This is a genomic window from Streptomyces sp. NPDC029014 (assembly GCF_055564695.1).
This window is the reverse complement of the sequence record NZ_JBVHVT010000002.1, coordinates 66,594-92,924: the sequence shown is the minus strand read 5'-3', so window position 1 is coordinate 92,924 and position 26,331 is coordinate 66,594. Positions and strand designations below refer to the sequence as shown.

The 26,331-nt window shown below is 75.5% G+C and carries 21 protein-coding genes; 11 read left to right on the top strand and 10 right to left on the bottom strand.

Features of this window, described 5'->3' with window-relative positions:
- Positions 1-71 precede the first annotated feature (71 nt).
- Together ACZ4VL_RS01950 and ACZ4VL_RS01945 are read right to left on the bottom strand one after the other, a co-directional pair.
- On the bottom strand, positions 72-1,883 hold the full coding sequence (locus tag ACZ4VL_RS01950; protein WP_468194440.1) for a glycoside hydrolase family 15 protein: 1,812 nt from the start codon (positions 1,881-1,883) through the stop codon (positions 72-74).
- Positions 1,884-2,015: 132 nt separating this feature from the next.
- Positions 2,016-2,573: a DoxX family protein gene (locus ACZ4VL_RS01945; protein ID WP_468194437.1), complete on the bottom strand. Its 558-nt coding sequence runs from the start codon at positions 2,571-2,573 to the stop codon at positions 2,016-2,018.
- A gap of 121 nt (positions 2,574-2,694) precedes the next feature.
- On the opposite strand from ACZ4VL_RS01945, the gene ACZ4VL_RS01940 reads away from it, so the two are divergent.
- The 3 genes from ACZ4VL_RS01940 to ACZ4VL_RS01930 all read left to right on the top strand — a co-directional run bounded on the left by ACZ4VL_RS01940 (position 2,695) and on the right by ACZ4VL_RS01930 (position 4,879).
- A complete protein-coding gene (locus ACZ4VL_RS01940) occupies positions 2,695-3,156 on the top strand; it encodes a MarR family winged helix-turn-helix transcriptional regulator (RefSeq protein WP_468194435.1) in 462 nt (153 codons plus the stop codon).
- A 55-nt stretch (positions 3,157-3,211) separates the two neighbouring features.
- Positions 3,212-3,511, top strand: a complete 300-nt coding sequence (locus ACZ4VL_RS01935) for a YkvA family protein (RefSeq protein WP_468194432.1) — start codon at positions 3,212-3,214, stop codon at positions 3,509-3,511.
- 117 nt (positions 3,512-3,628) lie between these two features.
- Positions 3,629-4,879 carry an SUKH-4 family immunity protein gene (locus tag ACZ4VL_RS01930; RefSeq protein WP_468194430.1) on the top strand — a complete coding sequence of 417 codons (1,251 nt, stop codon included), beginning with the start codon at positions 3,629-3,631 and terminating at the stop codon, positions 4,877-4,879.
- Positions 4,880-4,920: 41 nt separating this feature from the next.
- Here the strand turns inward: ACZ4VL_RS01930 and ACZ4VL_RS01925 are convergent, their stop codons facing one another.
- A complete protein-coding gene (locus ACZ4VL_RS01925) occupies positions 4,921-5,565 on the bottom strand; it encodes an alpha-ketoglutarate-dependent dioxygenase AlkB (RefSeq protein ID WP_468194427.1) in 645 nt (214 codons plus the stop codon).
- 163 nt (positions 5,566-5,728) lie between these two features.
- Here ACZ4VL_RS01925 and dhaK point away from each other — a divergent pair, with 163 nt between their 5' ends.
- The 3 genes from dhaK (at position 5,729) to ACZ4VL_RS01910 (ending at position 7,823) form a co-directional block, all read left to right on the top strand.
- Positions 5,729-6,727 (top strand): dihydroxyacetone kinase subunit DhaK, encoded by a 999-nt coding sequence (gene dhaK, locus ACZ4VL_RS01920; protein ID WP_468194424.1) that lies wholly within the window; start codon positions 5,729-5,731, stop codon positions 6,725-6,727.
- A 98-nt stretch (positions 6,728-6,825) separates the two neighbouring features.
- Positions 6,826-7,422 (top strand): dihydroxyacetone kinase subunit DhaL, encoded by a 597-nt coding sequence (gene dhaL / locus ACZ4VL_RS01915; protein WP_468194421.1) that lies wholly within the window; start codon positions 6,826-6,828, stop codon positions 7,420-7,422.
- A complete protein-coding gene (locus ACZ4VL_RS01910) occupies positions 7,419-7,823 on the top strand; it encodes a PTS-dependent dihydroxyacetone kinase phosphotransferase subunit DhaM (protein WP_468194418.1) in 405 nt (134 codons plus the stop codon). Before dhaL ends, ACZ4VL_RS01910 begins: the two co-directional genes overlap by 4 nt.
- A 177-nt stretch (positions 7,824-8,000) precedes the next feature.
- Here the strand turns inward: ACZ4VL_RS01910 and ACZ4VL_RS01905 are convergent, their stop codons facing one another.
- Complete coding sequence (locus ACZ4VL_RS01905) at positions 8,001-8,384, bottom strand: RNA-binding S4 domain-containing protein (protein WP_385834860.1); 384 nt, start codon at positions 8,382-8,384, stop codon at positions 8,001-8,003.
- A 134-nt stretch (positions 8,385-8,518) separates the two neighbouring features.
- Here ACZ4VL_RS01905 and ACZ4VL_RS01900 point away from each other — a divergent pair, with 134 nt between their 5' ends.
- From ACZ4VL_RS01900 to ACZ4VL_RS01890, 3 genes are all read left to right on the top strand, one after another.
- Complete coding sequence (locus tag ACZ4VL_RS01900; protein WP_468194414.1) at positions 8,519-8,914, top strand: TOBE domain-containing protein; 396 nt, start codon at positions 8,519-8,521, stop codon at positions 8,912-8,914.
- Between the two features lie 181 nt (positions 8,915-9,095).
- Positions 9,096-9,917: a molybdate ABC transporter substrate-binding protein gene (gene modA, locus ACZ4VL_RS01895; RefSeq protein WP_468194412.1), complete on the top strand. Its 822-nt coding sequence runs from the start codon at positions 9,096-9,098 to the stop codon at positions 9,915-9,917.
- Positions 9,918-10,227: 310 nt separating this feature from the next.
- On the top strand, positions 10,228-12,312 hold the full coding sequence (locus ACZ4VL_RS01890) for an ABC transporter permease (RefSeq protein ID WP_468194409.1): 2,085 nt from the start codon (positions 10,228-10,230) through the stop codon (positions 12,310-12,312).
- A 59-nt stretch (positions 12,313-12,371) separates the two neighbouring features.
- On the opposite strand, the gene ACZ4VL_RS01885 is transcribed toward ACZ4VL_RS01890, so the two are convergent.
- From ACZ4VL_RS01885 to ACZ4VL_RS01875, 3 genes are all read right to left on the bottom strand, one after another.
- Positions 12,372-12,911: an FBP domain-containing protein gene (locus ACZ4VL_RS01885; RefSeq protein ID WP_468194406.1), complete on the bottom strand. Its 540-nt coding sequence runs from the start codon at positions 12,909-12,911 to the stop codon at positions 12,372-12,374.
- Positions 12,912-12,945: 34 nt separating this feature from the next.
- Complete coding sequence (locus tag ACZ4VL_RS01880; RefSeq protein WP_468194403.1) at positions 12,946-16,719, bottom strand: phosphodiester glycosidase family protein; 3,774 nt, start codon at positions 16,717-16,719, stop codon at positions 12,946-12,948.
- Positions 16,720-17,205: 486 nt separating this feature from the next.
- Positions 17,206-19,335: a SpoIIE family protein phosphatase gene (locus ACZ4VL_RS01875; protein WP_468194401.1), complete on the bottom strand. Its 2,130-nt coding sequence runs from the start codon at positions 19,333-19,335 to the stop codon at positions 17,206-17,208.
- A gap of 63 nt (positions 19,336-19,398) precedes the next feature.
- On the opposite strand from ACZ4VL_RS01875, the gene ACZ4VL_RS01870 reads away from it, so the two are divergent.
- The gene (locus tag ACZ4VL_RS01870; RefSeq protein WP_468194399.1) at positions 19,399-19,941 is read left to right on the top strand and encodes an SRPBCC family protein; all 543 of its coding nucleotides are present in this window, start codon (positions 19,399-19,401) and stop codon (positions 19,939-19,941) included.
- A 97-nt stretch (positions 19,942-20,038) separates the two neighbouring features.
- On the opposite strand, the gene ACZ4VL_RS01865 is transcribed toward ACZ4VL_RS01870, so the two are convergent.
- Entirely contained in the window at positions 20,039-21,211 is a 1,173-nt protein-coding gene (locus ACZ4VL_RS01865) for a DUF6777 domain-containing protein (RefSeq protein WP_468194396.1), read from the bottom strand.
- A 456-nt stretch (positions 21,212-21,667) separates the two neighbouring features.
- Between ACZ4VL_RS01865 and ACZ4VL_RS01860 the strand changes: the two genes are divergently transcribed.
- Positions 21,668-22,960 (top strand): streptophobe family protein, encoded by a 1,293-nt coding sequence (locus ACZ4VL_RS01860; RefSeq protein ID WP_468194394.1) that lies wholly within the window; start codon positions 21,668-21,670, stop codon positions 22,958-22,960.
- A gap of 120 nt (positions 22,961-23,080) precedes the next feature.
- On the opposite strand, the gene ACZ4VL_RS01855 is transcribed toward ACZ4VL_RS01860, so the two are convergent.
- On the bottom strand, positions 23,081-23,794 hold the full coding sequence (locus ACZ4VL_RS01855) for a hypothetical protein (protein WP_468194392.1): 714 nt from the start codon (positions 23,792-23,794) through the stop codon (positions 23,081-23,083).
- A gap of 14 nt (positions 23,795-23,808) precedes the next feature.
- Positions 23,809-26,250, bottom strand: coding sequence for an ABC transporter ATP-binding protein/permease (locus ACZ4VL_RS01850; RefSeq protein WP_468194389.1), 2,442 nt, complete (start codon positions 26,248-26,250; stop codon positions 23,809-23,811).
- Between the last annotated feature and the right edge of the window lie 81 nt (positions 26,251-26,331).

Below are 26,331 nucleotides of genomic sequence, written 5' to 3'. Positions count from 1 at the left end.
CGGGGCTGCGCGGTCCTGCGCGGTCCGATGCAGGCTCCCCCGCCGGTCGGCGGGGCTCCGCGAGCCGCCCGTCACCGGGGGCCGGCGGGGTGTCCGCCGTCGAAGCCCAGGGTGAGGGCGGTGTTCACCAGGCCGATGTGGCTGAAGGCCTGGGGGAAGTTGCCGAGTTGGCGGCCGGCGGCGGGGTCGTACTCCTCGGCGAGCAGTCCGACGTCGTTGCGGACGGCCAGCAGCCGCTCGAACAGCTCCCGGGCCTCCTTCTCCCGGCCGGTCATGTGCAGGGCGTCGGCGAGCCAGAACGAGCAGGCGAGGAAGGTCCCCTCGGCGCCGGGCAGCCCGTCCACGGACGGGCCTTCCGTGCTGTAGCGGCGGACCATGCCGCTGCTGCCGAGTTCGGTGCGGACGGCGTCGACGGTGCCGATCACCCGCGGGTCGTCGGGCGGCAGGAAGCCGACCCGGGGGATGAGCAGGGTGGCCGCGTCCAGTTCGCGGGAGCCGTAGTACTGGGTGAAGGTGTTGCGCTCCGGGTCGTAGCCCTTCTCGCAGACGTCGGCGTGGACGGCGTCCCGCATGGCCCGGAAGCGCTCCAGGTCGCCGTGTTGCGAGGGGTCGCCCTCCAGGGTGCGCACGGCCCGGTCGGCGGCGACCCACGCCATCACCTTGGAGTGGACGAAGTGGCGGCGCGGGCCGCGGACCTCCCACAGGCCCTCGTCGGGCCGCCGCCAGTTCTGCTCCAGGAAGTCGAGCAGGGCGAGCTGGATCCGCCAGCCGTGCCGCTCGGCGGGCAGTCCGGCCGAACGGGCCAGGTACAGGCTGTCGAGGACCTCCCCGTACACGTCGAGCTGGAGCTGGTCGACGGCCGCGTTGCCGACCCGGACGGGGGCGGAGCCGGCGTAGCCGCGCAGCCAGGGCAGCTCGGCCTCGGGGATCCGCCGCTCTCCGCCGATCCCGTACATGATCTGCAGGTCGGCGGGGTCGCCGGCGATCGCGCGCAGCAGCCACTCGCGCCAGGAGCGGGCCTCGTCGAGGAATCCGGTGGCGACGAGGGAGCCGAGGGTGAGGGTGGAGTCGCGCAGCCAGCAGAAGCGGTAGTCCCAGTTGCGGACGCCGCCGATCTCCTCGGGGAGGGAGGTGGTGGCGGCCGCGGCGATGCCGCCGGTGGGGGCGTAGGTGAGGGCTTTGAGGGTGATCAGGGAGCGGGTCACCGCCTCCTGGTAGGGGCCCGCGTACCGGCACTGGTCGGCCCACTCGCGCCAGCCGGCCAGGGTCTGCTCCAGGGCCTCGTACGGGTCGACGACCTCGGGGCGGGGGTGGTGCGAGGGGTGCCAGGTGAGGACGAAGGCGACGCGTTCGCCAGGGGCGACGGTGAACTCGGAGCGGGTGCTCTTGGCCTGGCCCCAGGTGCGCACGGGCGGCTCGCTGCGGAACCACGCGGAGTCGGGCCCGGCGACGGCGACGCGTTCGTTGCCGCCCCAGCGGCGGACCCAGGGGACGACGTGCCCGTAGTCGAAGCGCAGGCGCAGGGTGCTGCGCATGGTGACGTCGCCGGAGACGCCCTCGACGATGCGCATCAGGTCGGGGGCGGCGTCGCGCTGCGGCATGAAGTCGGTGACCTTGACGGACCCGCCGTCGCCGGTGTCCCAGTGGCTCTCCAGGACGAGGGTGCCGTCGACGTAGGAGCGCCGGGTGCACTGGGCGTCCTCTGCGGCGTCGGCCGGGGCAATGCGCCAGTGGCCGTTCTCCCGGTCTCCGAGGAGGGCGGCGAAGCAGGCCGCCGAGTCGAAGCGCGGTAGGCACAGCCAGTCGACGGACCCGTCGCGGCCGACGAGCCCGCAGGTCATCAGGTCGCCGATGAGGGCGTAGTCCTCGATGCGTTGCGTCATTTGTGCGCTTTTCCCGCGGACGCGCCGGTCCAATCAGCGCGGTGGCGGGGGGCCGCTCGTCTGCCGCCGCGGGCCCGCGGGGGCGGGCCGCCGGGTGGTCGTCCCGGCGGCCCGTTCGCGCGGCCGGGTGCGCTACTTGCGGATGAGGAGCGTCACGACCGCGAGGACGACACCGAGGGCGACGGCGAGGGCGCCGTGGGCCAGGCGGTGGGCGCGCAGCACGGGCAGCATGCGGTCGACGGCGTACCGACCCGGGCCGGTGAGGGCGAGGGCGGCGGCGCCGGCGGTCAGGAGGAGCTCGTACTCGATGCCCTCGGGGGCGAAGAACGAGCCGGTGCCGTGCACGACGATCGCGTTGATCATGGTGCCGACGACGGCGGCGCCCGCGAGGGGGGTGAGCAGGCCGACGGCGAGGCCGAGCCCGCCGAGGGTCTCGGTCAGACCGGCGACGACGGCCATGGCGTCGCCGGCCGGGTAGCCGCTGGCGGTGAAGAACTTCCCGGTGCCGCTGATGCCGCCGCCGCCGAACCAGCCGAAGAGCTTCTGGCTGCCGTGCGCGGCCATGGTGAGGCCGAGGACGAGGCGCAGCAGCAGGAGGCCGGCGTCGTGCGCGGGGGTGGAGAGGGCGAGCGGGGCGGCGGCCGGGGATGCGGCCTGCGGCTTCGTCGTGGTGACGGAGGGGCTGGTCATGGGGGGGGTCCTTCCGGTCGGGCGGCCCTCGGCGGAGAGGGAGTAGTTCAAATTCGAACGTGGGACGTGGCCGACAGTAGACCATTGATTCAAATTGGAACAACCCGTGTAAGCTGGACCCATGGCTGAAACGAGATGGCTGGACGATCGCGAAATGCGCGCCTGGAGGGCCTTTCTGGCCGCGTCGGCCCTGGTGAACCGACATCTCGACCAGCAGCTCAAGGACGACTCCGGGCTCTCGCACCCGCAGTACGAGATCCTCGTGCGGCTCGCCGCGGCGCCGGACCGGGAGCTGCGGATGACGGAACTCGCCAATGGCCTGATCAATTCGAAGAGCGGGCTGACCTACCAGGTCACCCAGATGGAGAAGGCCGGACTGGTCCGGCGCCGCAGCTGCCCCTCGGACGTGCGCGGGGTCTTCGCCGTCCTCACGGATGCGGGCCTCACCCGCCTTGAGGAGGCCGCCCCCGGGCACGTGGCCGCGGTCCGCGAGGCCCTCATCGACGTCCTCACCCCTGAGCAGCTCGACGCGATCGCCGCAGGCCTGGGCGAGGTCGGCAGCCGGCTGCGGGCGCAGGGCTGAGTCCGCCCCCGACGGGACAGGGTCGCGGGGACGGGGTACGGGGTATAGAGGGGTCATGGACGGTTCGGTCTGGCTGATGCTCGCCGCGGTGCTGGCCCTCGGGCTGGCCGCCGCGGCCGCCGTGCTGCTCGTACGGGTCTTCAGGACGCGGCGCCTGCTGCTCGACTCGGGTATTCCGCTGCGGGACAAGGCCCTGTTCTGGCTCGCCGTCGTCTACACCGTCTCACCGGTGGACCTGGTCCCGGACCCGGTGTACCTGGACGACATCGGCATCCTCCTCCTCGCCCTGCGCTCCCTCCAGGCCGCGGCGTCCGCGGTGCGGAGCGGCGGGCCGGCGGGGACGAAGGAGGCCTGAGGGGCAGCCGGGCCTGGGGTCCGGGCGCCGGGGCCAGCGCCGGCCGCCGGAGCCTGAGGAGCCGGGGCCGGGAGCCGGGGGCCGGGCGCTGTCCGAGGGCGGTGGCACGATGAGCGCATGCCTCATGACGATCTTGACATGCTGTTCGCCTCCCCCTCCGCACTCCTGGAGGCCGACCCCGGCCGCCTGACGGACCTGCCCGCCACCGGCGGCGGCGCGGGCCGCGAGGTCTTCACCCAGGCCTCCGCGGTACTCGGCGACGCGGAGGTGTCGCGGGCCGAGTTCGCCTCGTGGCTCCACTTCGCGGCGAAGGCGCTGGGCCACGAGGCCTACGCCGAGCGGGTCGCCGCGGCCGAGCCGGGCATGCCCTGGCGGACCGTGTGGGCCTGGTGGCGCCCGCTCGGCGCCTACCGGGCCGAACCGAACCTCTGCGGGGACGCCGCCGTCGAGGTGTGGGACGGGCCCGACGGCCGGGTCCTGCTGAAGGTGTGGTCCCTGTGGACCCCGGAACACTGGCTGGACCCGGCCACCGGGGAGCGGTGCCCGGCACCGGCCGACGGGGAGTTCACCGAACGACTGGAGGAGGCCGAAGAGGACGGCCCGTTCCTCGCCGACCCGGACGACGAGCAGTGGGACCTGTACCGGCCCGCCGCCTGGGAGGATCCCGTACCGCTGGGCGGCGGCCGCTGCCTGTTGTACGAGGACCGCGGGATCGTCGTCCTCGAACGGAACCCCGCCGCGGCGGCCGACTTCCCCGGTGACGGCGCCGAGCCCGCCCGCCGGGGTACGGGAGAGCCGTGGTTCGCGGGCCCGACGGCCGGCGCGCTGCCGCTGGACGCGGCCCGCCTGGCGGACGTGTTCGGCGCGGACCAGGTCCTCCGCACCCCGCTGGACCGGCAGCCCGCGGCCCTCACCCACGGGCCCACCCGGGAGTTGATCGCCACGGCGGGCCTGCCGGCGTGGTGGGCCTGCGGGTCGGCGACGTTCAAACTCGCCCGGACCGGGGAGGGGGCGAAGGAGCCCGAGCCCGGTGCCGGCGGTCTGCTGCTCCTGGGCACCTTCGAGATCGGGTACTGGTCCTTCCCGGTGCTGGTGGATCCGCGGACGGGCGCGGTCTCGGCGGTCCGCGAGGACGAGGGTCCGTTCCCCTTGGCCCGGGACACCGAGACGCTGATACGCCTACTGGAGGCCGTGTACCGGTTCGCCGGCGCGTTCTGGAGCCCGCACCCGGCGGAGGACGCCCGCGCCGACTTCGCGCGCGAGGTGGCGGCCCTCGAACCGGGCGCGCTGGACACCGACACTCCCGGCGGGGAGGCCTGGGAGCACTTCTTCGCCGGCATCACCGAGCTCAGCGTGTGGGGCTACTGAAGCCATGCGGGGCTACTGAAGCAGCGCCCGGCCGTTCCCGGTCAGCGCACGCCGCGGGGCCGGTACTGGATGCTGATGCGGGGGCCCACCGCGCGGGTGGACTTGGGCACGGCGTGCTCCATCGTCCGTTGGCAGGAGCCGCCCATCACGACGAGGTCGCCGTGCCCGAGCGGCAGCCGCAGGAGCGTGGGCCCGCCGCCGCGCGGGCGAAAGGCCAGGTCGCGGGGGTCGCCGACGGAGACGATCGCCACCATGGTGTCCTCGGTGGCGGAGCGGCCGATGCGGTCGCCGTGCCAGGCGACGCTGTCCCGCCCGTCGCGGTAGAGGCACAGTCCGGCGGTGGTGAAGGGTTCGCCGAGTTCGGCGGCGTAGTGCCGGGTCAGGACGTCGCGGGCCTCGGTGAGCGCCGGGTCCGGGAGGGGCTCGCCCTCGTCGTAGAAGGCGAGCAGGCGCGGCACGTCCACCTCGCGCTCGTACATCTGCCGGCGCTCGGCCCGCCAGGGCACGCACTCGGCGAGCCGCTCGAAGAGGGTGTCGGCGCCGGAGAGCCAGCCGGGCAGGTGGTCGACCCACGCGCCGGCCCCGAGCGGGGTGCGCTTCAGGCCCGCGAGGGAGCCCGGGCGGATCTCGTCCCCCTGGTCGAAGAGGGAGCCCTGGAGTGCGGGGAGGCCCTGGATCGTGCGCATGGATCCAGCGTACCGCGCCACTCGAACACGCGCTCGATTGGCGAGGCGGGCAGACGGCCAACGCGGTCACGCGTCGTGTCCGATCGGTGACGATGTGCGGTCCGTGCGCATAGGCTCGCCTCCGGTCCCGACCGCTCTGCCACTCCCACACCGGAGAGACGCCATGAGGATGCTGATCAACAGTCCCGAGACCGTCGTCGCCGACGCCCTGCGCGGTATGGCGGCCGCCCATCCCGACCTGGACGTCGACGTGGAGCGGCGGATCGTCGTACGGCGCGACGCGCGTGCCGGGGGCCGCGTCGGCCTGGTGTCCGGCGGCGGCTCCGGGCACGAGCCGCTGCACGGGGGCTTCGTCGGGCACGGGATGCTGTCGGCGGCCTGCCCCGGGGAGGTGTTCACCTCCCCGGTGCCCGACCAGATGCTGCGGGCGGCCACCGCCGTGGACGCCGGGCAGGGCGTGCTGTTCATCGTGAAGAACTACACCGGGGACGTGCTGAACTTCGAGATGGCCGCCGAGCTCGCCGGGGAGGACGGCCTGCGCATCGAGCGGGTGCTGGTCCACGACGACGTCGCCGTCACCGGGAACCCGGCGGAACGGCGCGGCACCGGGGCCACCCTGTTCGTCGAGAAGATCGCCGGTGCGGCCGCGGAGGAGGGCGCCCCGCTGGAGCGGGTCGCCTCGGTCGCCCGGCGGGTGGCCGAGTCCTCGCGGAGCTTCGGGGTGGCGCTCAGCGCGTGCACGACACCGGCGAAGGGCAGTCCGACGTTCGACCTCCCGGACGGGGAGCTGGAACTGGGGATCGGCATCCACGGCGAGCCGGGCCGCGAGCGGCGGCCGATGATGCCGGCGCGGGAGATCGCACGGGTCACGGTGGACGCCGTCCTGGCGGAACTGGCGGAGGTGGGGCCGGCCGACGGTTCGGTGCTCGCGCTCGTCAACGGCATGGGGGCCACCCCGCTGCTGGAGCTGTACGGGTTCCATGCGGAGGTGGCCGGGGTGCTGGCGGAGCGGGGGGTGACGGTGGCGCGTGCGCTGGTCGGGAACTACGTCACCTCCCTGGACATGGCCGGGTGTTCGGTGACGCTGTGCCGGGCGGACGAGGAGCTGCTGCGGCTGTGGGACGCGCCCGTGCAGACGCCGGCGCTGCGTTGGGGCCGCTGACGAGGGAGTGTCGAGAGAGGAGCGTGGGGAGTTTTGGAAGTGTGGGGGTAGGGAGTTGGGTGTGACGTATGCGGCAAGACGAGGCGAGGAGAACCGGGTTGCGTGACGCAGACTTCTTCCGGCGCTGGATGGTCGCCACCGCGGAGGTGGTGAACCGGGAGGCGGACCGGCTGACCGAGCTCGACTCCCCCATCGGGGACGCCGACCACGGCGCCAACCTGCTGCGCGGTTTCACCGCCGTACGGGAGGCACTGGAGGCGGAGCAGCCGGGAACGCCCGGGGCGGTGCTCCAACTCGCCGGCCGGACCCTGATCTCCTCGGTCGGCGGGGCGTCCGGCCCGCTGTACGGGACGCTGCTGCGGCGGACCGGCAAGGAGCTCGGAGAGGCCGCCGAGGTATCCGACGACGCCCTGCGCGCGGCGCTGGACGCGGGTGTGGGCGCGGTGGCCCAACTGGGCGGGGCGGAGCCGGGAGACAAGACGATGCTGGACGCGCTGGTGCCGGGGGTGGCTGCGCTGAGCACCTCCTACGGGGCGGCCGGGGCCGCGGCCGAGGAGGGTGCACGGGCCACCGTGCCGATGCTGGCCCGCAAGGGCCGGGCCCGGTACGTCGGCGAGCGGAGCATCGGCCACCAGGACCCGGGGGCGACCTCGTCCGCGCTGCTGCTGGGGGCGCTGGCGGAGGCGGCCGGATGACGGCGGGACTGGTGGGGATCGTGCTGGTGTCGCACAGCGCGCGGGTCGCGGAGTCCGTGGCGGAGCTGGCGGCGGGTCTGGCCGCGGGCGGGCCGGTGGCTCCGATCGCCGCGGCGGGCGGCACCCCGGACGGCGGCCTCGGCACGAGCGCGGAGCGGATCACCGCGGCCGCGCGGGAGGTGGACCGGGGGGCGGGGGTCGCGCTGCTCGCCGACCTGGGCAGCGCGGTGCTGACGGTGAAGGCCCTGCTGGCGGACGAGGAACTGCCGTCGGGGGCACGGCTGGTGGACGCGCCGTTCGTGGAGGGTGCGGTGGCGGCGGTGGTCGCCGCGTCGGCGGGCGCGCCGATCGACGCCGTGGCGCTGGCCGCGTCGGAGGCGTACACGTACCGCAAAACCTGACCTCCGAACCTCCGCACCGCGGTCGCCGACCCCGCGCCCCCACGAGCTCGGCCCGACCGCCCCGCCGGCTCCGCCCTCGCCGGCCCGCGCGCCCGTGCACCTGCGGGCCCGGGCCGGCCGGTGCGAGCGGACCGTTGCCCGGGCCGGTCCGGGGTTGCGGGCCGGGCGGGGGGTTGGTCAGCGGCCTCGGAGGGACTGGAGCTCGCGGCGGTCGCGCTTGGTCGGGCGGCCCGTGCCGCGGTCGCGGATGCCGACGGCGGCGGCCTCGACGGCCGTCGGGGCGGGCGGGCTGTTGTCGACGAAGCACTCGGCGGCCACCGGCGCGCCCACCCGCTTCGTCACCGGCCGCTTGACCACGACGACGCGCTCGCGCCCCGCGTGGAACAGCCGCACCTCGTCACCCGCCTTCACCGACTGGGCCGGCTTCGCACGCTCCCCGTTGACCTTCACGTGCCCCGCCCGGCAGGCGGTCGCCGCGATCGAGCGGGTCTTGGTCAGGCGGACCGACCAGATCCAGGCGTCCACCCGTGCGGTTCCGGTTTCGGTTGTTTCAGCTGCCATCCCTCGACTCTAGCGATCCGTCCCCCCGGAAGCGGGTCCTATTTTGGCGGAACCGCCAACTCGAAAGGCATCTGCCATGGAGATCATCCCAAGAGAATTGCACATGCGCGGCGTGTGCCCCTACCTTGTCGCACATGCAGTCCTACACCATCGGCCAGGCGGCGCGTCTGCTGGGCGTCAGCCCGGACACCGCACGCCGCTGGGCCGACGCCGGCCGGGTCGCGACCCATCGCGACGAGGCCGGACGGCGGCTGATCGGCGGCCGTGACCTGGCCGCCTTCTCCGTCGAGGTCGGCCAGGGCGCCCACACCGAGGACGACGCGCCGTACACCTCGGCCCGCAACGCCTTCCCGGGCATCGTCACCGCCGTGACGCTCGGCGACGTGTCCGCCCAGGTCGAGATCCAGGCGGGCCCGCACCGCCTGGTCTCCCTGCTCACCCGCGAGGCCGTCGAGGAGCTCGGGCTGGCGGTCGGCATGCGGGCCATCGCCCGCGTGAAGTCGACCAGCGTCCACATCGCCCGCGGTTGACCGGCGCCCCGGTCCCCCGCGCGCCCGTTCCGTTCCGTTCCAGTCCGTTCCGCCCTCCCCGCCTGCCCTGCCGCGCCGCCTTTCGTCCTTTGCCGTCGCCCGCTCCGCCGTCACCGGCGCGGGTCGCCATCCCGTGCAACCAGCCCCGTCCGGCTGCCGACCCGACCGAGGAGCACCAGCCATGTCCCTTCCCGTGAACCGCCGCAGCGCCCTGGTCGCGGCCCTCGCCGCAGCCCTGCTCGTCCCTGGCCTGGCCGCCTGCGGCAGCAGCGAGCCGAAGGCCGCCGACGGCGGCTCCGGCGCGACCGCCACCGCCTCGTCCGGTGCCGCGCCGAAGGCCGCGAACCTGACCGTCCTCGCCGCTTCCTCGCTCACCGACGTGTTCAGGACCGCGGGTGCCGCGTACGAGAAGGCCCACCCCGGCACGAAGATCACCTTCTCGTTCGCGGGTTCGCAGGAGCTCGCCGCCCAGGTCAAGCAGGGTTCCCCGGCCGACGCGCTCGTGACCGCCGACACCAAGACCATGGACGGCCTGAAGGGCGAGACCGGCGAACCGTCGATCATCGCGAAGAACCGCCTGGTCATCGCGACCGGCAAGGGCAACCCGTTCAAGATCGCCGCCCTCAAGGACCTCGCCGACACCAAGATCAAAGTTGTGCTCGCCGCGCCCGAGGTCCCGGTCGGCCGCTACAGCAAGCAGATCCTCGACGCCCAGAAGATCGAGGTGAAGCCCGTCTCCCAGGAGCCGAACGTCCGCGCCGTCCTGAGCAAGGTCGAGCTCGGCGAGGCCGACGCCGGCCTGGTCTACAAGACCGACTCCGCCAAGTCCACGGACAAGGTCGAGACCGTGGAGATCCCGGACGAGCAGAACGCGGTCGCCTCGTACCCGGCCGCCACGCTCAAGCAGTCCAAGAACGCCGAGGCCGCGGCCGCGTTCGTCGCCTGGCTGAGCAGCCCGGAGGCGCAGAAGATCCTCCAGGACGCGGGCTTCCAGAAGGCCTGAGCCGGTACCCGCGCCGGGCGCCGCGCGCCGGCCCGCGCCCCGGTCTCGCGCCGGGCGCCGGCCGAGACCGGGGCAACGGGAGGGACTGCCCGGACCCGGGAGGGGCGGGCAGTCCCTCCCCGCCCGCGGGGGACGGGCAGTCCGTCGCGCGCGTGTCGCGACCCGTCGACTGCCTCCCGCTCGGCTCGGCTCCCCTTCTCGGGCTCACCTTCTAGGACTCACCTCGTGGGCTCACCGGTCCGGCTCCGTCGCCGTGCCGTTCCGGGCGCTGTCGCGCTCCCGTCCCCGTACGCTTCAGCCAGGAACCCGCATGAGCAGACACCGCACCGGAGCCCGCGCCGGCACCCGCACCCGTACCCGCACACGGCCGCCCGTCGCCCTCGCGCTGCCCGCGCTCGTCGCCGTCGCCTTCCTGCTGCTCCCCCTCGTCGGCATCCTCGCCCGCACCGAATGGAGCGAGCTCGGTGCGCACCTCACCAGCCCCGGCGTCGTCGAGGCACTGCGGCTCTCGCTCGTGGTGTCGTTCTGGGCCCTCGGGCTCTCGCTGCTCCTCGGAGTGCCGCTCGCCTGGCTGCTGGCCCGCATCGAGTTCGAGGGCAAGGCGTTCGTCCGCTCGCTGGTGCTGCTGCCGATGGTGCTCCCACCGACCGTCGGCGGTGTCGCGCTGCTGCTGGGCTTCGGGCGGCGCGGCCTGCTCGGGCCGTGGCTGGAGAACACCTTCGGGATCACCCTCCCCTTCCACACCTCCGGTGCCGTCCTCGCGGCGACCTTCGTGGCGATGCCGTTCCTCGTCATCAGTCTGGAGGGCGCGCTCGGCGGCCTGAAGCGGAGCTACGAGGACACCGCCGCCTCGCTCGGCGCCTCGCCGGTGCGGGTGTTCTTCACCGTGACCATGCCCATGGTCGGCCCCGGCCTGCTCGCCGGCGCCGCGCTGACCTGGGCGCGGGCCCTGGGCGAGTTCGGCGCGACCATCACCTTCGCCGGGAACCTGCCCGGCACCACGCAGACCCTGCCGCTCCAGGTCTACCTGCTGCTCCAGGACAGCCCGGAGGCCGCGACCTCCGTCTCCCTGTTGCTCCTCGCGATCGCCATGGCCGTACTGATCGCCCTGCGCGGGCGCTGGGCCGGCGCCCCGGCCGCCGCCCGCACGGCCGGCGCGGCGGGACCTGCCGAGCCTGCGGAGCCCGGGGAGTCTGCGGCCGCTGGGGAGGGTCCGTCGGTGTCGCCGTCGGGTGCGGCGCCGGCCGGGGCTGTGGCAGCGCAGGCGGGCGCGGACACGGGCGCGGACACGGGCGCGGACACGGGCGCGGGCGCGGACAGGGGCGCGGGCGCAGGTGCCGGGAATCCGCACGGCGGGGGCCGCTGGCCCCTGCACGCCGACGTCACCGGCTTCACCGAGCTCACCCTCGACGCCCCACCCGGCACCACCATCGCCGTCGTCGGCGAGAACGGCGCCGGCAAGACCACCCTGCTGCGCGCCCTGCTCGGCCTGACCCCGCGCGCCGACGCCCAGCTCCGGCTCGGCGACGCCGACGTCACCGCGCTGCCCCCGCACCGACGCCAGGTGGCCTGGGTTCCGCAGGACGGCGCCCTGTTCCCGCACCTCAGCGCCCTGGCCAACACGGCGTACGGGCTACGGGCGCGCCGGGTGCCGCGGGCCGAGGCCCGCCGCGACGCCCGGCTGTGGCTGGACCGGCTCGGCGTCGGCCACCTCGCCCACCGCAAGCCCGGCCAGCTCTCCGGCGGCCAGGCCCAGCGGGTCGCCCTGGCCCGGGCGCTCGCCGCCCGGCCGCGGCTGCTGCTGCTCGACGAGCCGCTGGCCTCCCTCGACCAGGCCACCCGCGCCCACGTCCGGCACATGTTGCGCACGCACCTGGCCGGCTTCGGCGGGGTCTGCCTGATCGTCACGCACGATCCGGTCGAGGCGGTGTCGCTGGCCGACCGGGTGCTCGTCCTCGCCGACGGGCGCGCCCTGCAGGACGCGCCGCCCGCCGAGGTGACCCGCCATCCGCGGTCCCCGTGGGTGGCCAGGATGCTGGGCCGCAACGCATGGGCGGGCGCAGCGTCCGCCGAGGGGCTCGCCCTGCCGTCCGGGGGTCGGCTGGTGGTGGCCGAGGCGCTGCCAGAGGGGGCCGAGGCCCTCGCGATCATCGGCCCGGAGGCGGTGTCCGTGCACCGGGACCGCCCGGGCGGCAGCCCCCGCAACGTGTGGCCGGGCACCGTACGGGAGATCACCTCGGTCGGCAGCCGGCTGCGCGTGCTGGTGGGCTCCACCGAGGTGCCGGACCTGGTCGCGGAGATCACCCCCGAGGCGGCCGCCGAACTGGGCCTGGCCGACGGCTCCGCGGTGTGGACGAGCGTGAAGGCCACCGAGGTGACGCTGGTCCGGCTGTGACGCCCGTCGGACGGTGAGGACCGTCAGGCGGTGGGGACCCGTCAGGCGGTGGGGACCCGTCAGGCGGTGGGGACCTGTGAGGCGGTGGGGACCTGTGAGGCGGTGACCTTTGCGGTGAGGGCGTCGAGGTTGTCCTTGGCCCGCCCGACGCGCTCCTCCACGGTGAGCGTCTCCTCGGGCCGGCCGCCCCGCAGCTTCGGCTGCCGCTTGCCGCGCAGGTAGAGGGAACAGGCGAGGTCCGCGCACACGTAGAAGCCGACGCTGTTGCCCTCCCGGCCGCGCTGGCCGGCGAGCGGGGCGACGAGGAGGGACACGCCCGAGGCGGCGTGCCCGGTCAGGCATATCTGGCAGACGCTGGACTTCAGGGCACTCGTGCGGTTCGCGCCCGGGACGCGCAGGCTGATGCCGATGACGGACCCGTCGGCCGCCCGGCGTACGAGGTGGGCGCGCAGCGGGGCGCCCGGGTCGATCCAGCCGAGGAAGTCGAGGTCCTCCCAGGGGAGTGCGTCGAAGTCCGGCGGCAGCTTCAGCCGGGCCGCCTCGCCCTTGGTGCAGTTCACGAACGACGAACGGATCTGCTTCTCGGTCAGTGGTTCCATGGGGCACAACGCTACGTGGCGGTACGCACCGGGTTCATCCGGTTTTCTCCCGGACGGAGAGCCAGTCCCCGGCGGCGAACGCGTCGACCCCGACGAGGACGCGGCCGACGGCCGGGACCTCGACCGTGGCCACCCCCTCCGAGCGGCCGACGCCGGGGGCGGGGGCAGGGGCCGGGGCGGGGGCCGGGACGTCGACGGTGATGAGCGCGGCGCGCTTGCCGCTGCTGCGCCGGAACTCGGCGAGCAGCCGCGCCGACAGCGCTGCCTCCTTCCGGTCGACGTGCTGCGGCGCACGGCGCTGTACGACGGCCAGCGCGCCGGTGTCCGGCTCCTCGGCGGCGGCCGCCAGGGCGGTGCGCAGCGCGCGCAGCCGGCTGAGGCCGCCTCCGGCCAGGGTGGGGCGGGCGGTGTCGAGGGGGAGGAAGCGGACGCCGCGGTGGACGAAGGAGGCGTGGGGGGCGCCGGTGAGGACGAGTTCGGGCCGCAGGCCGTCCTCGGCGTCCGCGGCTTCGGTGGTTCGGGGGACGGCCTCGACCGCGAACCGCCAGGGCCGGCCCCTGACTGCGGCCTCGCCGGCCAGCATCGGATCCCGGACGGCCGGCTCCGTAACCCGGCCGGTGGGAGTGGTCCGGGCGTCGAGCGTGTCCAGGAGCAGGCGGGCGGGGCGGGCAGCCGCGACCGCGGAGAGGCGGGTGACGGTGAGCGGGGGCTGCGCCGTCACGGGCAGCGGCAAGGTCACCTCCCGCCAGCCGACCCAGTCGACGGCGGGCCCGGGAACGGCGACGGCGGCCCCGTCAACGTCGGTCAGTTCCACGCTCGGTCGGGCCCCGGAGCCGTCCCCGCCGACCCACAGCGCCAAGGAACGGGCGAGCTCCGGGACGCGGAGCCCCCGCGGCGGGGTGGCGGAGCCCCGGGCCGCGGCCCGGGGCAGCGCCAGGGCGAGCCCCCGCCCCTGGTGCCCGTCGGCCGGGGCGGCGCCGGGACCGGTCCACGACGCGGCGTCGTCCAGCCCGGCCAGCGCCTGCGTCACCAGCCCGACACCGAGCCCGATTTCCGCACCGAGCGCGACGACCGCGCGGGCGCCCGACGGCACCCCCGCGGCGGTGGAGGAGGCAGCCTCGGGTCCGACGAGCCCCGGGCCGCTTCCCCCCACGCCGGCGGAAGCCGCAGCGGCGGGCCCCCTGCCCGCGGAGCCTGGGGCAGCGAGCCCCGTCCTTGCGGGGCCCGGGGCAGCACGCCCCCTGCCGGCAGGATTCGGGGCAGCAAGCCCCCAACCGGCGGCCCCCACCCCAGCAGGCCCTCCTCCCTCCGCCCCCGGACCGACCGAAGCGTCCCCGGCGGGACCCGTACGGGCAAGAGCGCGGCTGGTGCGGCCCGGGCCGACGGCACCCGGGCCGGCACATGCCGGCCCGGCGGACTTCGGGCACCGGACACCGGGTCCGAAGCCGAGGCCAAGGCCATAGCCGGGGCCGAAGCCGAAGCCAGGGCCGGGGCCGAAGCCGAAGCCAGGGCCGAAGCCGAAGCCGAAGCCGAAGCCGAAGCCAGGGCCGGGGCCGAAGCCGAAGCCAGGGTCGGGGCCGGTCGAGTCCGGTCCAGCGCGCCCCGCGCCCGTAGAGCCGCAGCCCATGAGGCTCACCCCGACGGAACCCCGCCCCGCGCCACACGGGCGGCCGGAACCGGGTCCGGCGGGCCCCCGCCCCGTGGAGCCCGGCCCGATCGACCCCGGCGGCCCGGCGCGGCCCATACCGGCGAAGCGACAGCCCATGGGACCCATGCCAGCGGAACCCCGCCCGACAACACCCGAGCCGGTAGAACCAGGGTCTCCGGGATCCGGCCCGCAGGACCCTCGGGCGGCCGGACCCGGGCCGGCGGAGGCCCGTCCGGTGCGGGCCGGGACGGCCGAGCCCCGTCCGGCGGAGGTCTGGACGGCTGGGGCGGGGACGGCCGGGGTCGGACCGGTCGGGGCGGGGACGGTCGGGGCAGGACCGGTCGAGGCAGAGTCGGTCGGGGCAGGACCGGTCAGGTGCGAGCGGGGCCCGGCTGGTTCGGCGGCGGGCGGGCGGAGCGTGGCGCGTAGGGTGCCGGTGGCTCGGGCGGCGAGGGCGGTGACCGTGAAGCCGCCCCGACCGTCGTCCTTCACCCTCCACTGCGACCGGTCGAACTGCAGCACCACGTCCCGGGGTTCGACCACCGCGGACATCCCCTGCGCGTCCTGGCCGAGGAGGCGGAACCCGGTGCTCTCCCCTCGTTCGGCGAGCCCGATACGGGTCCGGCCGGCCCGGATCCGGATCGGCGGGCCGAGTACCTCCAGGCGCAGCGAACCCCTGGCCTCCGCGCGCCGGGCGTGCACCGTCGCGCCGCCGGGGCGCGTGGCCGCCCGGAACACCCCGGCGGGGCCGACCGTGCCGTTGCCGTCGGCGGACCAGACCGGTTCGCCCGCGGCCGGGCCGAGCGCGGCGTCGTACCCGGTGGCGGTCAGGGTCCGCGTCAGTCCGGGGAAGACCCGGGTGAGGGTGGGGTCCTCGGCGCCGTCCCCGCTGCTGTCGCCGGCGGGTTCTACGCGGTAGGCGGCGGGCCGGCCGGAGCCCGTCGGGGCCGTGAGGACGAGGCCGTTGGCGACCGGGCGCGGGAACCCGTCCGACGGGGCGTTCTCCAGCGTCGGGGCCGCCGCCCCGGCCTCGGCGGCGAGCAGGGTCGAAGAGCCGCCGCCGTCGAGGTTCAGGGCCTCGTACGCCCCTTTGCGGTGCATCAGCCGGGCGAGCGCGGTCAGGGTGAGGCCGCCGCTGTCGCGCTGGCGGCCGTCCACGGTGAGGATCCGCATCCGCCGGCCGTCGCGCGAGAGGCCGATCGCGGTGCGCGGGGCGGCGATGTCGTTCGCCTTGCCGTGATGGCTCTGCGGGACTCCGGCGACGACGAGGGGTTCGCGTCCGCCGACGGCCGTCACCGGGGTCGGCCCGGCCTTGGGCAGGGGGCGGGCGGTCACGGCGACGGCGTCCGCGGTGCGCAGGGCGGCGAGTTCGGCGACGGCCGCGGTGCCGGTGGCGGTGAGCAGGGTGGTGCCGGGGGCGGGGCGGGCCGGTCGGCGGCGCCGCTCGGGGCGTTCGGCGTGCCGGGCCTGCGCGGGGGCGTCGGGGACGACCCGGCCGTCCCGTACGGGCACGGCCACGCCGGTGGTCGGCAGGACGGCCCCGGGCCAGTCGGCGGTGTAGGCGGCGAAACCGTGGGTGGGCGGCCGGGCCGCGTTGTACCCGGCCAGCGGGCGTACGGCGCCGCCGGGGAGGGTGACGGACCCGTCGAGGCCGATGCGCTGGATCCGGCCGGTGGCGTCGGCCGCGAAGGCCACGGCCCGGGCGGGGCCGGCCCCGCGGCCGGCGGAGTGCAGCAGCCGGCCCGCGGCGATCCCGGGGCCGAGGGGGGCACCCGTACCGCGGGCGTCGAAGAAGTCGCCGTTCACGGCGGCGACGACACGACGCCCGGGGCCGGCGGGGTGGGCGGCGGCGGCCTGCGCCACGGTGGCCACCCCGCGCCCGCCGAGGTACTCGGCCCGCACGCCGCTACCACCTGCGCTCCCGCTCGCGCCTGCGCCTGCGCCGAGTTCGACGACCAGCTCGTCGATCCGCAGCCAGCGGTCGGCCTCGAGCCGGTCGTAGGACTCCAGCCGGACCCCGGGGGCGACTTGACGGACGGCCCGCGCGGTCTCGATCCCGTCGTCGACGACGGCACCGGCGGCCCGGCCGGGGACAGCAGCACCCCAGGCGAGAGTGAGAACCCCTACGACGGTCACCCACGAACGAACGGCGTTCGACACGCAGGCAGCATCACCCGCCCCGCCCCACCCGCGGCCCAACCCCCCGTCCCCGCAGCGGAGTCCACCCGTACGCGCTGCCGCTCTTCGCCTGCCCGGCGGCGCGTACGACTGCCTGCGGCTCGCGGTTCCGCATGCGGACGGGTCACGGCGTCAACCGGCCGCACGGCTGCGGCATCTGACGTGCCCCCGGGCCGGTGCGGCCGCGCATGCGGACGCCGACGACGAGCAACGAGGCCGTGCCGGCCGCCGCCCTCATCGAGAAACCGGCCGCAGGCCGGAGCCGCCCCGACCTAGCGCCTCGCGGTCCGCCGGGCGGTGTGCCGGTCCCGTGACCCTGGACCGGGCCCGGCCGGACACCCGTCCGCCCGGCCGGGCACCCGTCCACGGTCTGCTGGTTGCAGACCGTCGGCCGGCCGGTCCCCACGACTTGGGCGCACCGGACGACCGCCGGGCCGCCCCGGGCCTGTGGGGTCTCCGGACGTGCGGCTACGGGGTCGGCGGTGGGGGGTTCGGGACGGTGAACTCGCACCAGACGCACTTGCCGCCGCCCCGGGGTTCCACGCCCCATTCCCGGGCGAGGCGTTCCACCAGCAGCAGGCCGCGGCCCGACACCGCCCAGTCGCCCGCTTCCCGCCGGTGCGGGAGGGCGCTGCTGGAGTCCTCGACCTCGACGCGGATGCGGCCCTCCGCGGTCATGCGGAGGCTGACGTGGCCGCCGCCCTCCGTGTGCACGAGGGCGTTGGTCATGAGCTCGTCCGCCGCCAGCTCGATCTCGTCCGTCAGTTCCGCCGCGCCCCAGGCGGCCACGGCCGCCCGGATCAGGTGCCGGGCCGTCGCCGGTCCGTCGGGGTCGCCGGGGGCGAGCCTCAGCCGCAGGGGGCCGCCACCGCGCGGAGTGGGGGTGCCGCGGCGGCGGAGCAGGAGGAGGGCCATGTCGTCCCGGCCGCCCTGGCCGCTGCCGAGGTTGCACAGGGTGTCGGCGAGTTCCTCCACGTCCACCGGCCCGGCGCAGACCGCTTCCATGAGGGCGCGCATGCCGTCCTCGCGGTCCTTGGTGCCGGGCAGTTCCAACAGGCCGTCCGTGCACAGCACGAGCGTGTCGCCGGGGTGCAGTTCGAGGCTGGTGACGGGGTACCCGGTACCACCGCCCCCGGCGCCCGCACCTCGCGCGCCGTTCCCGCCACCCCCGTCGCCCGCACCGCGCGGCGGTCCGTCCAGCGGGAGTCCGAGCGGGGCCCCTCCGGCCACCGGGACGTGGTGGCAGGTGCCGTCGCCGCGCCGCACCAACGGGTCGTGGTGGCCGGCGCGTACCAACTGCAGCATGCCCGTGACCAGGTCCATCTCGGCGTAGGTGCACGCTGCGACGCGGTCGGTGGCCAGGTCCCGGAGGAAGGCGGAGGCGCGCGCCATGGCGGCGCCGGGGGTGTGGCCCTCGGCGGCGTACGCGCGCAGGACGATCCGTAGTTGGCCCATGATCACGGCCGCATCGGTGTCGTGCCCCTCGACATCGCCGATCATGACCCCGACGCGTCCGTCGCCGAGCGGGACCACGTCGTACCAGTCGCCGCCGACCTTGCGTCCGGCCCGGGCGGCCCGGTAGCGGACGGCGATCAGCGTCCCTGGCACGTCCGGGATCCGGCGCGGCAGCATGGCCCGCTGGAGGCCCTCCGCGAGGTCGTGTTCCTGTTCGAAGAGGATGGCGCGCTGGAGGCTCTGCGCGATGCCGCTGCCCAGCGCGACGAGCACGTTGTGCTCCTCGTCGGTGAAGTCGCCGTCCCGCTCGTACAGCAACCCGAGGGCACCGATGGCCCGGCCCTGGGCGATCAGCGGCAGGTAGACGCCGCTGTGCACGGCCAGCGGCTCGATGTACTGCCACAGTTCGGGGTAGCGGTCGCGGAACTCCTCGCGCGACGCGATGAAGACCGGCTGGAGGTTCCGGACGGCCTCGCTCATCGGGAACTGCGCGTCGATGCGGGTGTACTCCAGCTCCGGTACGTGCGTGCCCAACCGCCCCTCGGCGACGAGGTGGATGCGGCCGCCGTCGACGATGCCGAGCATCACGCTGACGGCGCCGAGGTGGCTGAGCGCCTCGGGGTCCTTCAGGACGTCCGTCACGTCGTTGACGGTGCGGGCGTGGGCCAGGATGGCGGTGGTGCGTTCGACGACGCCCGTCATCCGGCGCCGCCCCTCGGCCCGCTCCCCGCCGGCGCCGGGGTCACCGGGGTCGTGGGCGGCGTCGCGGAGGATGCCGATGATCCGGTACGGGCGGCCGGCCGGGTTGCGCAGGATGTGGCCCTGGATGTGGGCCCACGCCCGGGATCCGTCGCGCCGCCGGATGCGCACGTACGCCCCGTAGTGGCTCCGCCCGTCCTTGAGGGCCTGGGCCACGCGGGCGTCGAGCCGGGCCTCCTCGGGCGGTGCCATGCGTCTGCGCAGTCCGGCAGGGGTGCCGCTGAACTCGTCCGGGCGCAGGTCGAGCACTCCGAGGGCGGTGGAGTCCAGGTGCATCCGCCCGCTGTCGAGATCCCAGTCGAAGGTGCCCATGTGGTTGAGCGCGAGGCTCATGTCCGGTTGTGCGGGCCAGTCGACCTCGGGGCTCGTTCCCCTTTCGGCCATGCAGCCAGGGTCTCACCAAACGGCGTCGCGCGCGGGGGCGGCACGGGCGGGACAATTCCGGTTATGGGTGAGCCCCGGGTAGTGGTGGAGCGCGAGATGGCGGCCCCCGTCGAGCGGGTGTGGCAGGCGCTGACGGATCTGGAGTCGATGCCGTACGTGGTGTCGGGCGTGGACGCGGTGGAGGTGCTCACGCCGGGTCCGTTCCAGGTGGGCACGCGCTGGCGGGAGACCCGGCGGATGTTCGGCAAGCAGGCCACCGAGGAGATGTACGTGACGGTGTGCGACGCGCCGGAGCGGTACGTCGCCGAGGCCGACAACGCGGGCGTGCACTACGTGTCGGAGTTCCGGCTCGATGAGGGGTCCCCGGGCCGGACGGCGGTACGGATGACGTTCTCGGCGGCTCCGGCGGCGAGCGGGAAGCGCCCGGGCCTCTTCATGCGGCTGCTGAACCGGCTGGGGGCGAAGGCCGTGGCCAAGGCCGTGACGAAGGACCTGTCGGACGTGGCGTCCTGGGTCGAGCAGGATGCGGACCGGGGCCGAGGCGCGCCGGGCCAGGGACGGCCGGGGTCGGGGCCGGCGGGGCCGCCACCCGCGGCGGCGGGCTGAGCGGGGGCGGCGGCGCGCGGCTCGACGGTCACGGCGTCACGGCGGTCACGGAGATTCCCGCGTCACGGAGATCACGGAGATCACCGCGTCACGGCGGTCACGGGGGCGACGCGGCCGGCGAGGGGGCTGCCGGCGGCGAGGGGACGACCGGAGCGGGGGTCGGGGCGACCGGGGGCGGAGTGGGGGCCACCGGCGACGGGGGCGGCAGGGTGACCGCCGGTTCCGGCTTGGACGGGGCCGGGGTCGGTTTGGGCGGGGCGGGCGGGGACGCGGTGTCCGCGGGGCGGCCGGTGTCCTTGGGAGCGGTGGTCTTGGGGGTGTTGGTCTTGGGGGTGTTGCCCTTCGGGGTGGTGATGCCCTTGGGCGTGCCCGTTTCCTTGGGAGTGCCGGGACCGGTGGGCGCACCCGTACGCGTACCCGTGGGGGCGCCGGTCGGGGTGCCCGGGGGCGCGGGGCTCAGGGAGGCCTCCGGCCTCGCGGGGGGCGTCGGGGGCAGCGGCGGGGGCGGGACGGGCCGGTCCCGGTCCTCGGGCCCCTTCGGGACGCCGGGTCCCCGCTCGTACCAGCGTCCGGTGTGCTGGTCGTAGATGGTGACCTCGTTCATGATCTTGCCGGTCGGCTTGACCACGACCACGTCCTGCGGCCGGTACGCCGCCCAGGGCGTCCCCTCCCGCGTCGAGCCCGCCGCCATCGGCACCGGCTCGCCCAGCGGGTTGCCGCAGGCGCAGCGCACCCGGGGCACGCCGCGGCTGTCCACGAGGACGGCGGTGCCGGCCTGGAGCACGGCCTGGTACGGGGTCGGGCGGCCGTCCCGGTAGCCGTGGTTGGTGACCCGGGTGTCGTTGCGCAGGGTCACCGGGGTGAGCGAGCGCAGGTAGGCGGGCACGGTCGACGCCTCGATCTGGAGGGCCTCGGCGAAGGCCCGGTTCCTGTCCGGCTGGGCGGACAGCAGCCGGACCTGCTTCTCGATGTCGCAGCTGGCGACGTTCCGGGAGCCGCCGTACAGGGTCGGGGACGAACCGGTGACGGCACGGGCGGTCAACGGCCCCGTGGGGGTGGCCCGGGGCGGAGGCGGGGGCGGTGGCGCGGTCGTGGCCGGTGGCGCCGGCTCGGTGACCGTGGACGCGGTGTACGGGTCCTGGCCCTGGGCCGCGGTGGACTCCAGGAACAGCTCGCCGCCCGCCCGCGGCGAGCCCTGGGGGCGGGTCAGCACGACGGCGAGCGCCACCACGGCTGCCACCGCCACCGCGGCGGTGACCAGCCTGGGCACGGACCGCCACCACGGCCTGGGGGGTTCGCCGCGGTCCTGCGGAGGCGGGGGCGGCTCACCGCCCCCGGAACCATCGCCGCCGGAGCCGCCTCCGGAACCGCCCCACGGGCCTCTGCCGCCGCGCCCGCCACCACCGGTTCCGCCGGCCCCGGTACCGCCGGCCCCCGTTCCGGCCGGGGTGTCGATCACGGTCGGCGGGCCCTCCCGGCCCCGCGGCTCCGCGAGCGGGCCGGCGGGAGGTCCTGTGGGGCGCTCTGGCGGCGGTGTGCCGGAAGGCTGTGTGGTCACGGGCGTCCCCTGTCCCAGGCGGAGGGGAGGTGGGCCCGGTCCTCCACGGGTCCGCGTTCCACGTTCCGCTTCCTCATCAGGAAATAGCCGGATATCGGTCACTCCTGCGGACCATTGTGTGCGGCCTCCCGGTGGTGCCCGCAAGCCGGGGCTGCCTACGGTGGCGCTGTGAGCCGTACGTCCCGGGGTCCCCTGCGGAGTTGGCGCGACGCCCTCGTCGCGGTCGTGGCGGGGTTCGCGGCGATGGCCGCGGTGTCCGCCGCCGGCCTGGCGTGTGCCGGTGCCGCGGACCTGCCCGGCGGCGCGTTCCCGCACGTGGTGGCGGCCGTGGTGGTGCTGGCGGCGGGCGGCTCCGTCGAGGTGACCGGCGGGGCCGGTTTCCTGGCCGACGCCGACGCGAGCCTGACCGTGCTCCCCCTCTCGGTGAGCCTGGCCGGAGCGCTCACGGCCGGCTCGCTCTTCCTGCACCCCCTGCACAACCGGGCGGTGGCCCGGCCGCGCGAGCTCCTCGCCCACGCCGTCCCGCTGATCCTGTTGTGGCTGCTCGCCCTCACCGGCACGGCGCTCCTGGCCCGGCAGACCTTCGCCGTCTCCACCGGGGACTCCCCGATCGGGGACCTCGCCGAGATCTTCGACTCGGCCCCGACGGTCGGCTTCCGGGCCGCCGTGCCCGCAACCCTCTTCTTCGGACTGCTGTGGATCCTGGGTCTGCTGCTGGTCGCCCTGCTGGTCTCGCGGCGGGCGCCGCTCCCGGCCGGGCTCGTCCGCTTCCACTCGGCGGTGCGGCCCGCCGCCTTCGCCACCGTGGCGCTGCTGCTCGCGTACGTCGCCCTGGGCGTGGTGGTCGGCCTGGTCGTGGCCGCCACACGCGGCCACGCCGACCGCACGTTCGCCGTGATGCTCCTCGGCCTGCCGAACCTCGCCTGGCTCGCGCTCACGCTGGGCTTCGGCGGGGCCTGGGACGGCAGGGTCGAGGGGCCGTTCGGCCTGCCCGTGCCGCAGGTGCTGGACGCCGTGCTGCGCGCCTCCGGGTCGGACGCCTCCGCGGACACCTCCACGGTCGACGTGGCCGCGCTCGCCGAGCACCAGGGCTGGGTGTGGTGGCTGGTACCGGTCGCCGCGGTCATGCTGCTCGGTACGGGGTTCCTGGCCGCCGTGCGCTCCCCCGCGCACGTCCGACCCTGGCAGCACGCCCTCCGCCTGGGCGCCGCCCTCGGGCTCGCCGTCCTGGCGGTGTGCCTGCTGGTGCCGATGCAGGCGCGGTTCGGGATGTCCCTGCTGGGTCTCGGCGAGGTGTCCGGGCTCGGCGGCACCGTGGACCTGCGGGCCGTGCTGTGGCGTACGGTCGGCCTCGCCCTGCTCTGGGGGGCGCTCGCGGGGTTCCTCGGCGGCCTGCTGGCCCGCCCGGTCCACCGCCGCGGCCTCGTCGAACCGCGGCCGGCGGCCGCCTCGGACCCCTGACCTCCCGCTCGTCCCTGCCCGCCGCCGCCTTCCGCCCGGTGCGGGTGCGGCAGCCGCCGGCCGCGCCGGCGCCCCCGTGCCCTGCCGATCGCCCTGCCGACCCGGGCTGCGGGCGGCCCGTCACCCCCCGCCGTCCAGCGGCGGGATGACCCGCGTCGGGTCGAGGTCGGGGTCCCGGGGGGTCCCTGCCGCGGCCTCTGCCGGTGCGCCGCCGCCCCCGGCCCCGCCTGCGCCCGGGCCGACACCCGCAGCCGCATTCCCGCCTGCACCCGCACCCGCACCCCCACCAGCGCCCGGGTCTGCGTCCGGGTCCGCTTCGGCGTCCGGGTCGCCGGTGGCCGCGTACGTGGCCAGGCGGCTTCCGTCGCCGTACATCCAGTGCCCGGTGGACCCGTCGTACAACCAGACGGACTCCCCATCGACCACCACCCCGGCCCGCAGCCCCTCGGTCCCGTTGCGGAAGCCCTCGCCGTCCAGCCGGCCCGCGGCCAGTTCCTCGACCGCCCGCCGGTAGCGGTCCAGGACGCCCGAGCTGCGCGCGATCAGCGGGCGCGGGTCGTCGGTGCGGACCCGCGGCTGCCCGCCGGTCGGCGGCGGCTGCGGTACGGCGACCAGCAGCCGGGCGTCCACCCACGCCGACCAGCCGTTGGCGCAGAGGACCTCCCCCCACTCGCCGCGCCGGGCGAGCAGTTGTACGGGGAGGAAGGCGTCGAGGGAGGCGGTGGGCCGGGACACGTCGGGCGTCTCCCAGGCGGGCAGTCCGTCCCGGGGCACGACGTGGGTGGGCCGGAAGCCGGCGACGGGGGCGTATTCCTCGGGGAAGGGGCTGCTCATGGCACCACCTGCCGCTACTTCCGCATGATGGCGGGCTCGTGGCGGCGCAGCAGCCGCGCGACCAGGACTCCGAACAGCACGGACAGGGCGACCAGCATGCCGAGGTCGAGCAGCCACACGCCGGCTCGGTGCGCGAAGAGCGGGTCGTCGGTGAGGTCGCCGGGGACGAGCGCACCGAGGTCGATGGTGCCCGCCATGGCGGCGAGGGCCCAGCGGGAGGGGACCAGCCAGGCGAGCTGGCCGATCACCGGGACGCCGTCCAGCCGGAGCAGGGCGCCGCAGAAGACGACCTGGACGATGGCGAGGAGGACCAGCAGCGGCATGGTGACCTCCTCCTTGCGGACCAGGGCGGAGACGAGCAGGCCGAGCATCATCGCGGTGAAGGACAGCAGGGCGACGGCGAGGGTGATCTCGACGAGCGGTGGCATCAGGACGCCTCGGCCGCCGGGGGCGTTGGTGTCCACCCCGTACAGCCCGACGAGCGTGAGGACCACGGCCTGGGCGACGGTGACGGCGCCGAGCACCAGCACCTTGGACATCAGATAGGCGGATCTGGACAGGCCGACGGCCCGTTCGCGCTGGTAGATCACTCGCTCCTTGACGAGTTCGCGTACGGCGTTGGCGGCGCCGGTGAGGACTCCGCCGACGCAGAGGATCAGCAGGGCGTTGATCGCGGTCTCCCCCGTGAGGGAGCTGCCGGCCAGGGCGCGGGCCATGGCGCCCATCACGAACGGCAGCGCGATCATGATGACGAGGAAGGTGCGGTCGGCGCTGAGTGCGGCGGCGTAGCGGCGCATCAGGATGGACAGCTGGGCGCCCCAGCTCTGGGCCTTGGGCGGGGCGGCGGCGAAATCGGCCGGCGGCTCGGCGGTGTGCAGCGCGTCGGCGCCGGGGCGGTGGGCGGGGTTCTGCACGTAGCGCTGGTGGTGGGCGGAGGCGCGGTACTCGCCCGCCCAGTCCCGGCCGCGTTGCGTCTCGAACGCCTCGAAGGCCTCGGGCCACTCGTGGAAGCCGAAGAAGGCGAGGGTTTCGCGCGGGGGGCCGTAGTAGGCGATGCGGCCGCCGGGGGCGAGGACGAGGAGCCGGTCGCAGACGTCCAGGCTGAGGACGCTGTGGGTGACGACGATGACCGTGCGGCCGTCGTCTGCGAGACCGCGCAGCATGTGCATCACGGAGCGGTCCATGCCCGGGTCGAGGCCGGAGGTGGGTTCGTCGAGGAACAGCAGCGAGGGCTTGGTCAGCAGTTCCAGGGCGACGGAGACGCGTTTGCGCTGGCCGCCGGAGAGGCTGTGGATGGGCTGGTCGGCGCGCTGCTGCAGGCCGAGCTCGCCGATGACCTCGTCGACGCGGGCCTGGCGTTCGGACGGGGCGGTGTCCTGCGGGAAGCGCAGTCCCGCGGCGTAGGCGAGGGCGCGGCGGACGGTGAGCTGGGTGTGCAGGATGTCGTCCTGGGGGACGAGGCCGATGCGGCTGCGCAGTTCGGCGTAGTCGCGGTAGAGGTCGCGGCCGTCGTAGAGGACGGTGCCCCGGTCGGCGGGGCGCAGTCCGGTGAGGGCGCCGAGGAGGGTGGACTTGCCGGCGCCGCTGGGGCCGACGACGGCGAGCAGGCAGCGGGCGCCGACGGGGAAGGAGACCTGGTCGAGGAGGGTCTTGCGGCCGCGGTCGACGGCGACGGTGAGGTCCTGGACGTCGAGGGAGACCTCGCCGGTGTCGACGTACTCCTGGAGGCGGTCGCCGACGAGGCAGAGGGCGGTGTGGCCGATGCCGATGATGTCGCCTTCGGCGAGGGGGGCGGCGGTGATGCGGGCGCCGTTGAGGTAGGTGCCGTTGTGGCTGCCGAGGTCGGCGATCTCGTGGGTGCCGTCGGCGTGGGCGCGCAGTTCGGCGTGCCGTCGGGAGACGATCAGGTCCTGGATGACGAGGTCGTTGTCCTGGTCGCGGCCGATGCGTACGACGGCGCGCGGGGGCAGCGGGTGGATGCTGGCGGGTTCGCGGAAGGTGCTGGTGAGGGACGGTTCGGAGACGGAGTCGGGCCGCCGGGTGGTGTCCGCGGAAGCCGGGGGCGCAGGCGGGGGCGGGGGGACGACGGGCAGGGGCGCCGTGGGCAGGTCGGCCGGCGCGGGCCGGCCGCGGCCGATGATGCGGACGATGCGGACGCTGGGGCCGTCGTGGGCGTTGCCGAAGCGGAGTTCGCTGCCGGCGCCGATGGTCCGCTCGCGGATGCGGTGGCCGTCCGCCCAGGTGCCGTTGGTGCTGTTCTCGTCCTCGACGGTCCAGTGGTCCCCGTCGGTGCGCAGGACCGCGTGGTGCCAGGAGACCCGGGCGTCCTGGAGCCACACGTCGCAGAGGGGGTCGCGGCCCACGTGGTACGTCCGGCCCGGGCGCATCGTGGTGGAGCCCGAGTCGGTCTCCAGGACGAGCTCGGGCGCGGTCGGCACACCGGGGCGCTGGACCATGAGCCGATTGTGGCACGGCCCGAACCTGGCGGCATAACCACAGGTCAGCGGGGTGTTATGGGTAATGACAACGGTCCCCGT

What these genes read in the sequence shown, in the direction of transcription:
- ACZ4VL_RS01950 (WP_468194440.1), bottom strand. Translation starts at nt 1,883, where the DNA reads ATGACGCAACGCATCGAGGACTACGCCCTCATCGGCGACCTGATGACC.
- ACZ4VL_RS01945 (WP_468194437.1), bottom strand. Translation starts at nt 2,573, where the DNA reads ATGACCAGCCCCTCCGTCACCACGACGAAGCCGCAGGCCGCATCCCCG.
- ACZ4VL_RS01940 (WP_468194435.1), top strand. Translation starts at nt 2,695, where the DNA reads ATGGCTGAAACGAGATGGCTGGACGATCGCGAAATGCGCGCCTGGAGG.
- ACZ4VL_RS01935 (WP_468194432.1), top strand. Translation starts at nt 3,212, where the DNA reads ATGGACGGTTCGGTCTGGCTGATGCTCGCCGCGGTGCTGGCCCTCGGG.
- ACZ4VL_RS01930 (WP_468194430.1), top strand. Translation starts at nt 3,629, where the DNA reads ATGCCTCATGACGATCTTGACATGCTGTTCGCCTCCCCCTCCGCACTC.
- ACZ4VL_RS01925 (WP_468194427.1), bottom strand. Translation starts at nt 5,565, where the DNA reads ATGCGCACGATCCAGGGCCTCCCCGCACTCCAGGGCTCCCTCTTCGAC.
- dhaK (WP_468194424.1), top strand. Translation starts at nt 5,729, where the DNA reads ATGAGGATGCTGATCAACAGTCCCGAGACCGTCGTCGCCGACGCCCTG.
- ACZ4VL_RS01910 (WP_468194418.1), top strand. Translation starts at nt 7,419, where the DNA reads ATGACGGCGGGACTGGTGGGGATCGTGCTGGTGTCGCACAGCGCGCGG.
- ACZ4VL_RS01905 (WP_385834860.1), bottom strand. Translation starts at nt 8,384, where the DNA reads ATGGCAGCTGAAACAACCGAAACCGGAACCGCACGGGTGGACGCCTGG.
- ACZ4VL_RS01900 (WP_468194414.1), top strand. Translation starts at nt 8,519, where the DNA reads ATGCAGTCCTACACCATCGGCCAGGCGGCGCGTCTGCTGGGCGTCAGC.
- modA (WP_468194412.1), top strand. Translation starts at nt 9,096, where the DNA reads ATGTCCCTTCCCGTGAACCGCCGCAGCGCCCTGGTCGCGGCCCTCGCC.
- ACZ4VL_RS01890 (WP_468194409.1), top strand. Translation starts at nt 10,228, where the DNA reads ATGAGCAGACACCGCACCGGAGCCCGCGCCGGCACCCGCACCCGTACC.
- ACZ4VL_RS01885 (WP_468194406.1), bottom strand. Translation starts at nt 12,911, where the DNA reads ATGGAACCACTGACCGAGAAGCAGATCCGTTCGTCGTTCGTGAACTGC.
- ACZ4VL_RS01875 (WP_468194401.1), bottom strand. Translation starts at nt 19,335, where the DNA reads ATGGCCGAAAGGGGAACGAGCCCCGAGGTCGACTGGCCCGCACAACCG.
- ACZ4VL_RS01870 (WP_468194399.1), top strand. Translation starts at nt 19,399, where the DNA reads ATGGGTGAGCCCCGGGTAGTGGTGGAGCGCGAGATGGCGGCCCCCGTC.
- ACZ4VL_RS01855 (WP_468194392.1), bottom strand. Translation starts at nt 23,794, where the DNA reads ATGAGCAGCCCCTTCCCCGAGGAATACGCCCCCGTCGCCGGCTTCCGG.
- ACZ4VL_RS01850 (WP_468194389.1), bottom strand. Translation starts at nt 26,250, where the DNA reads ATGGTCCAGCGCCCCGGTGTGCCGACCGCGCCCGAGCTCGTCCTGGAG.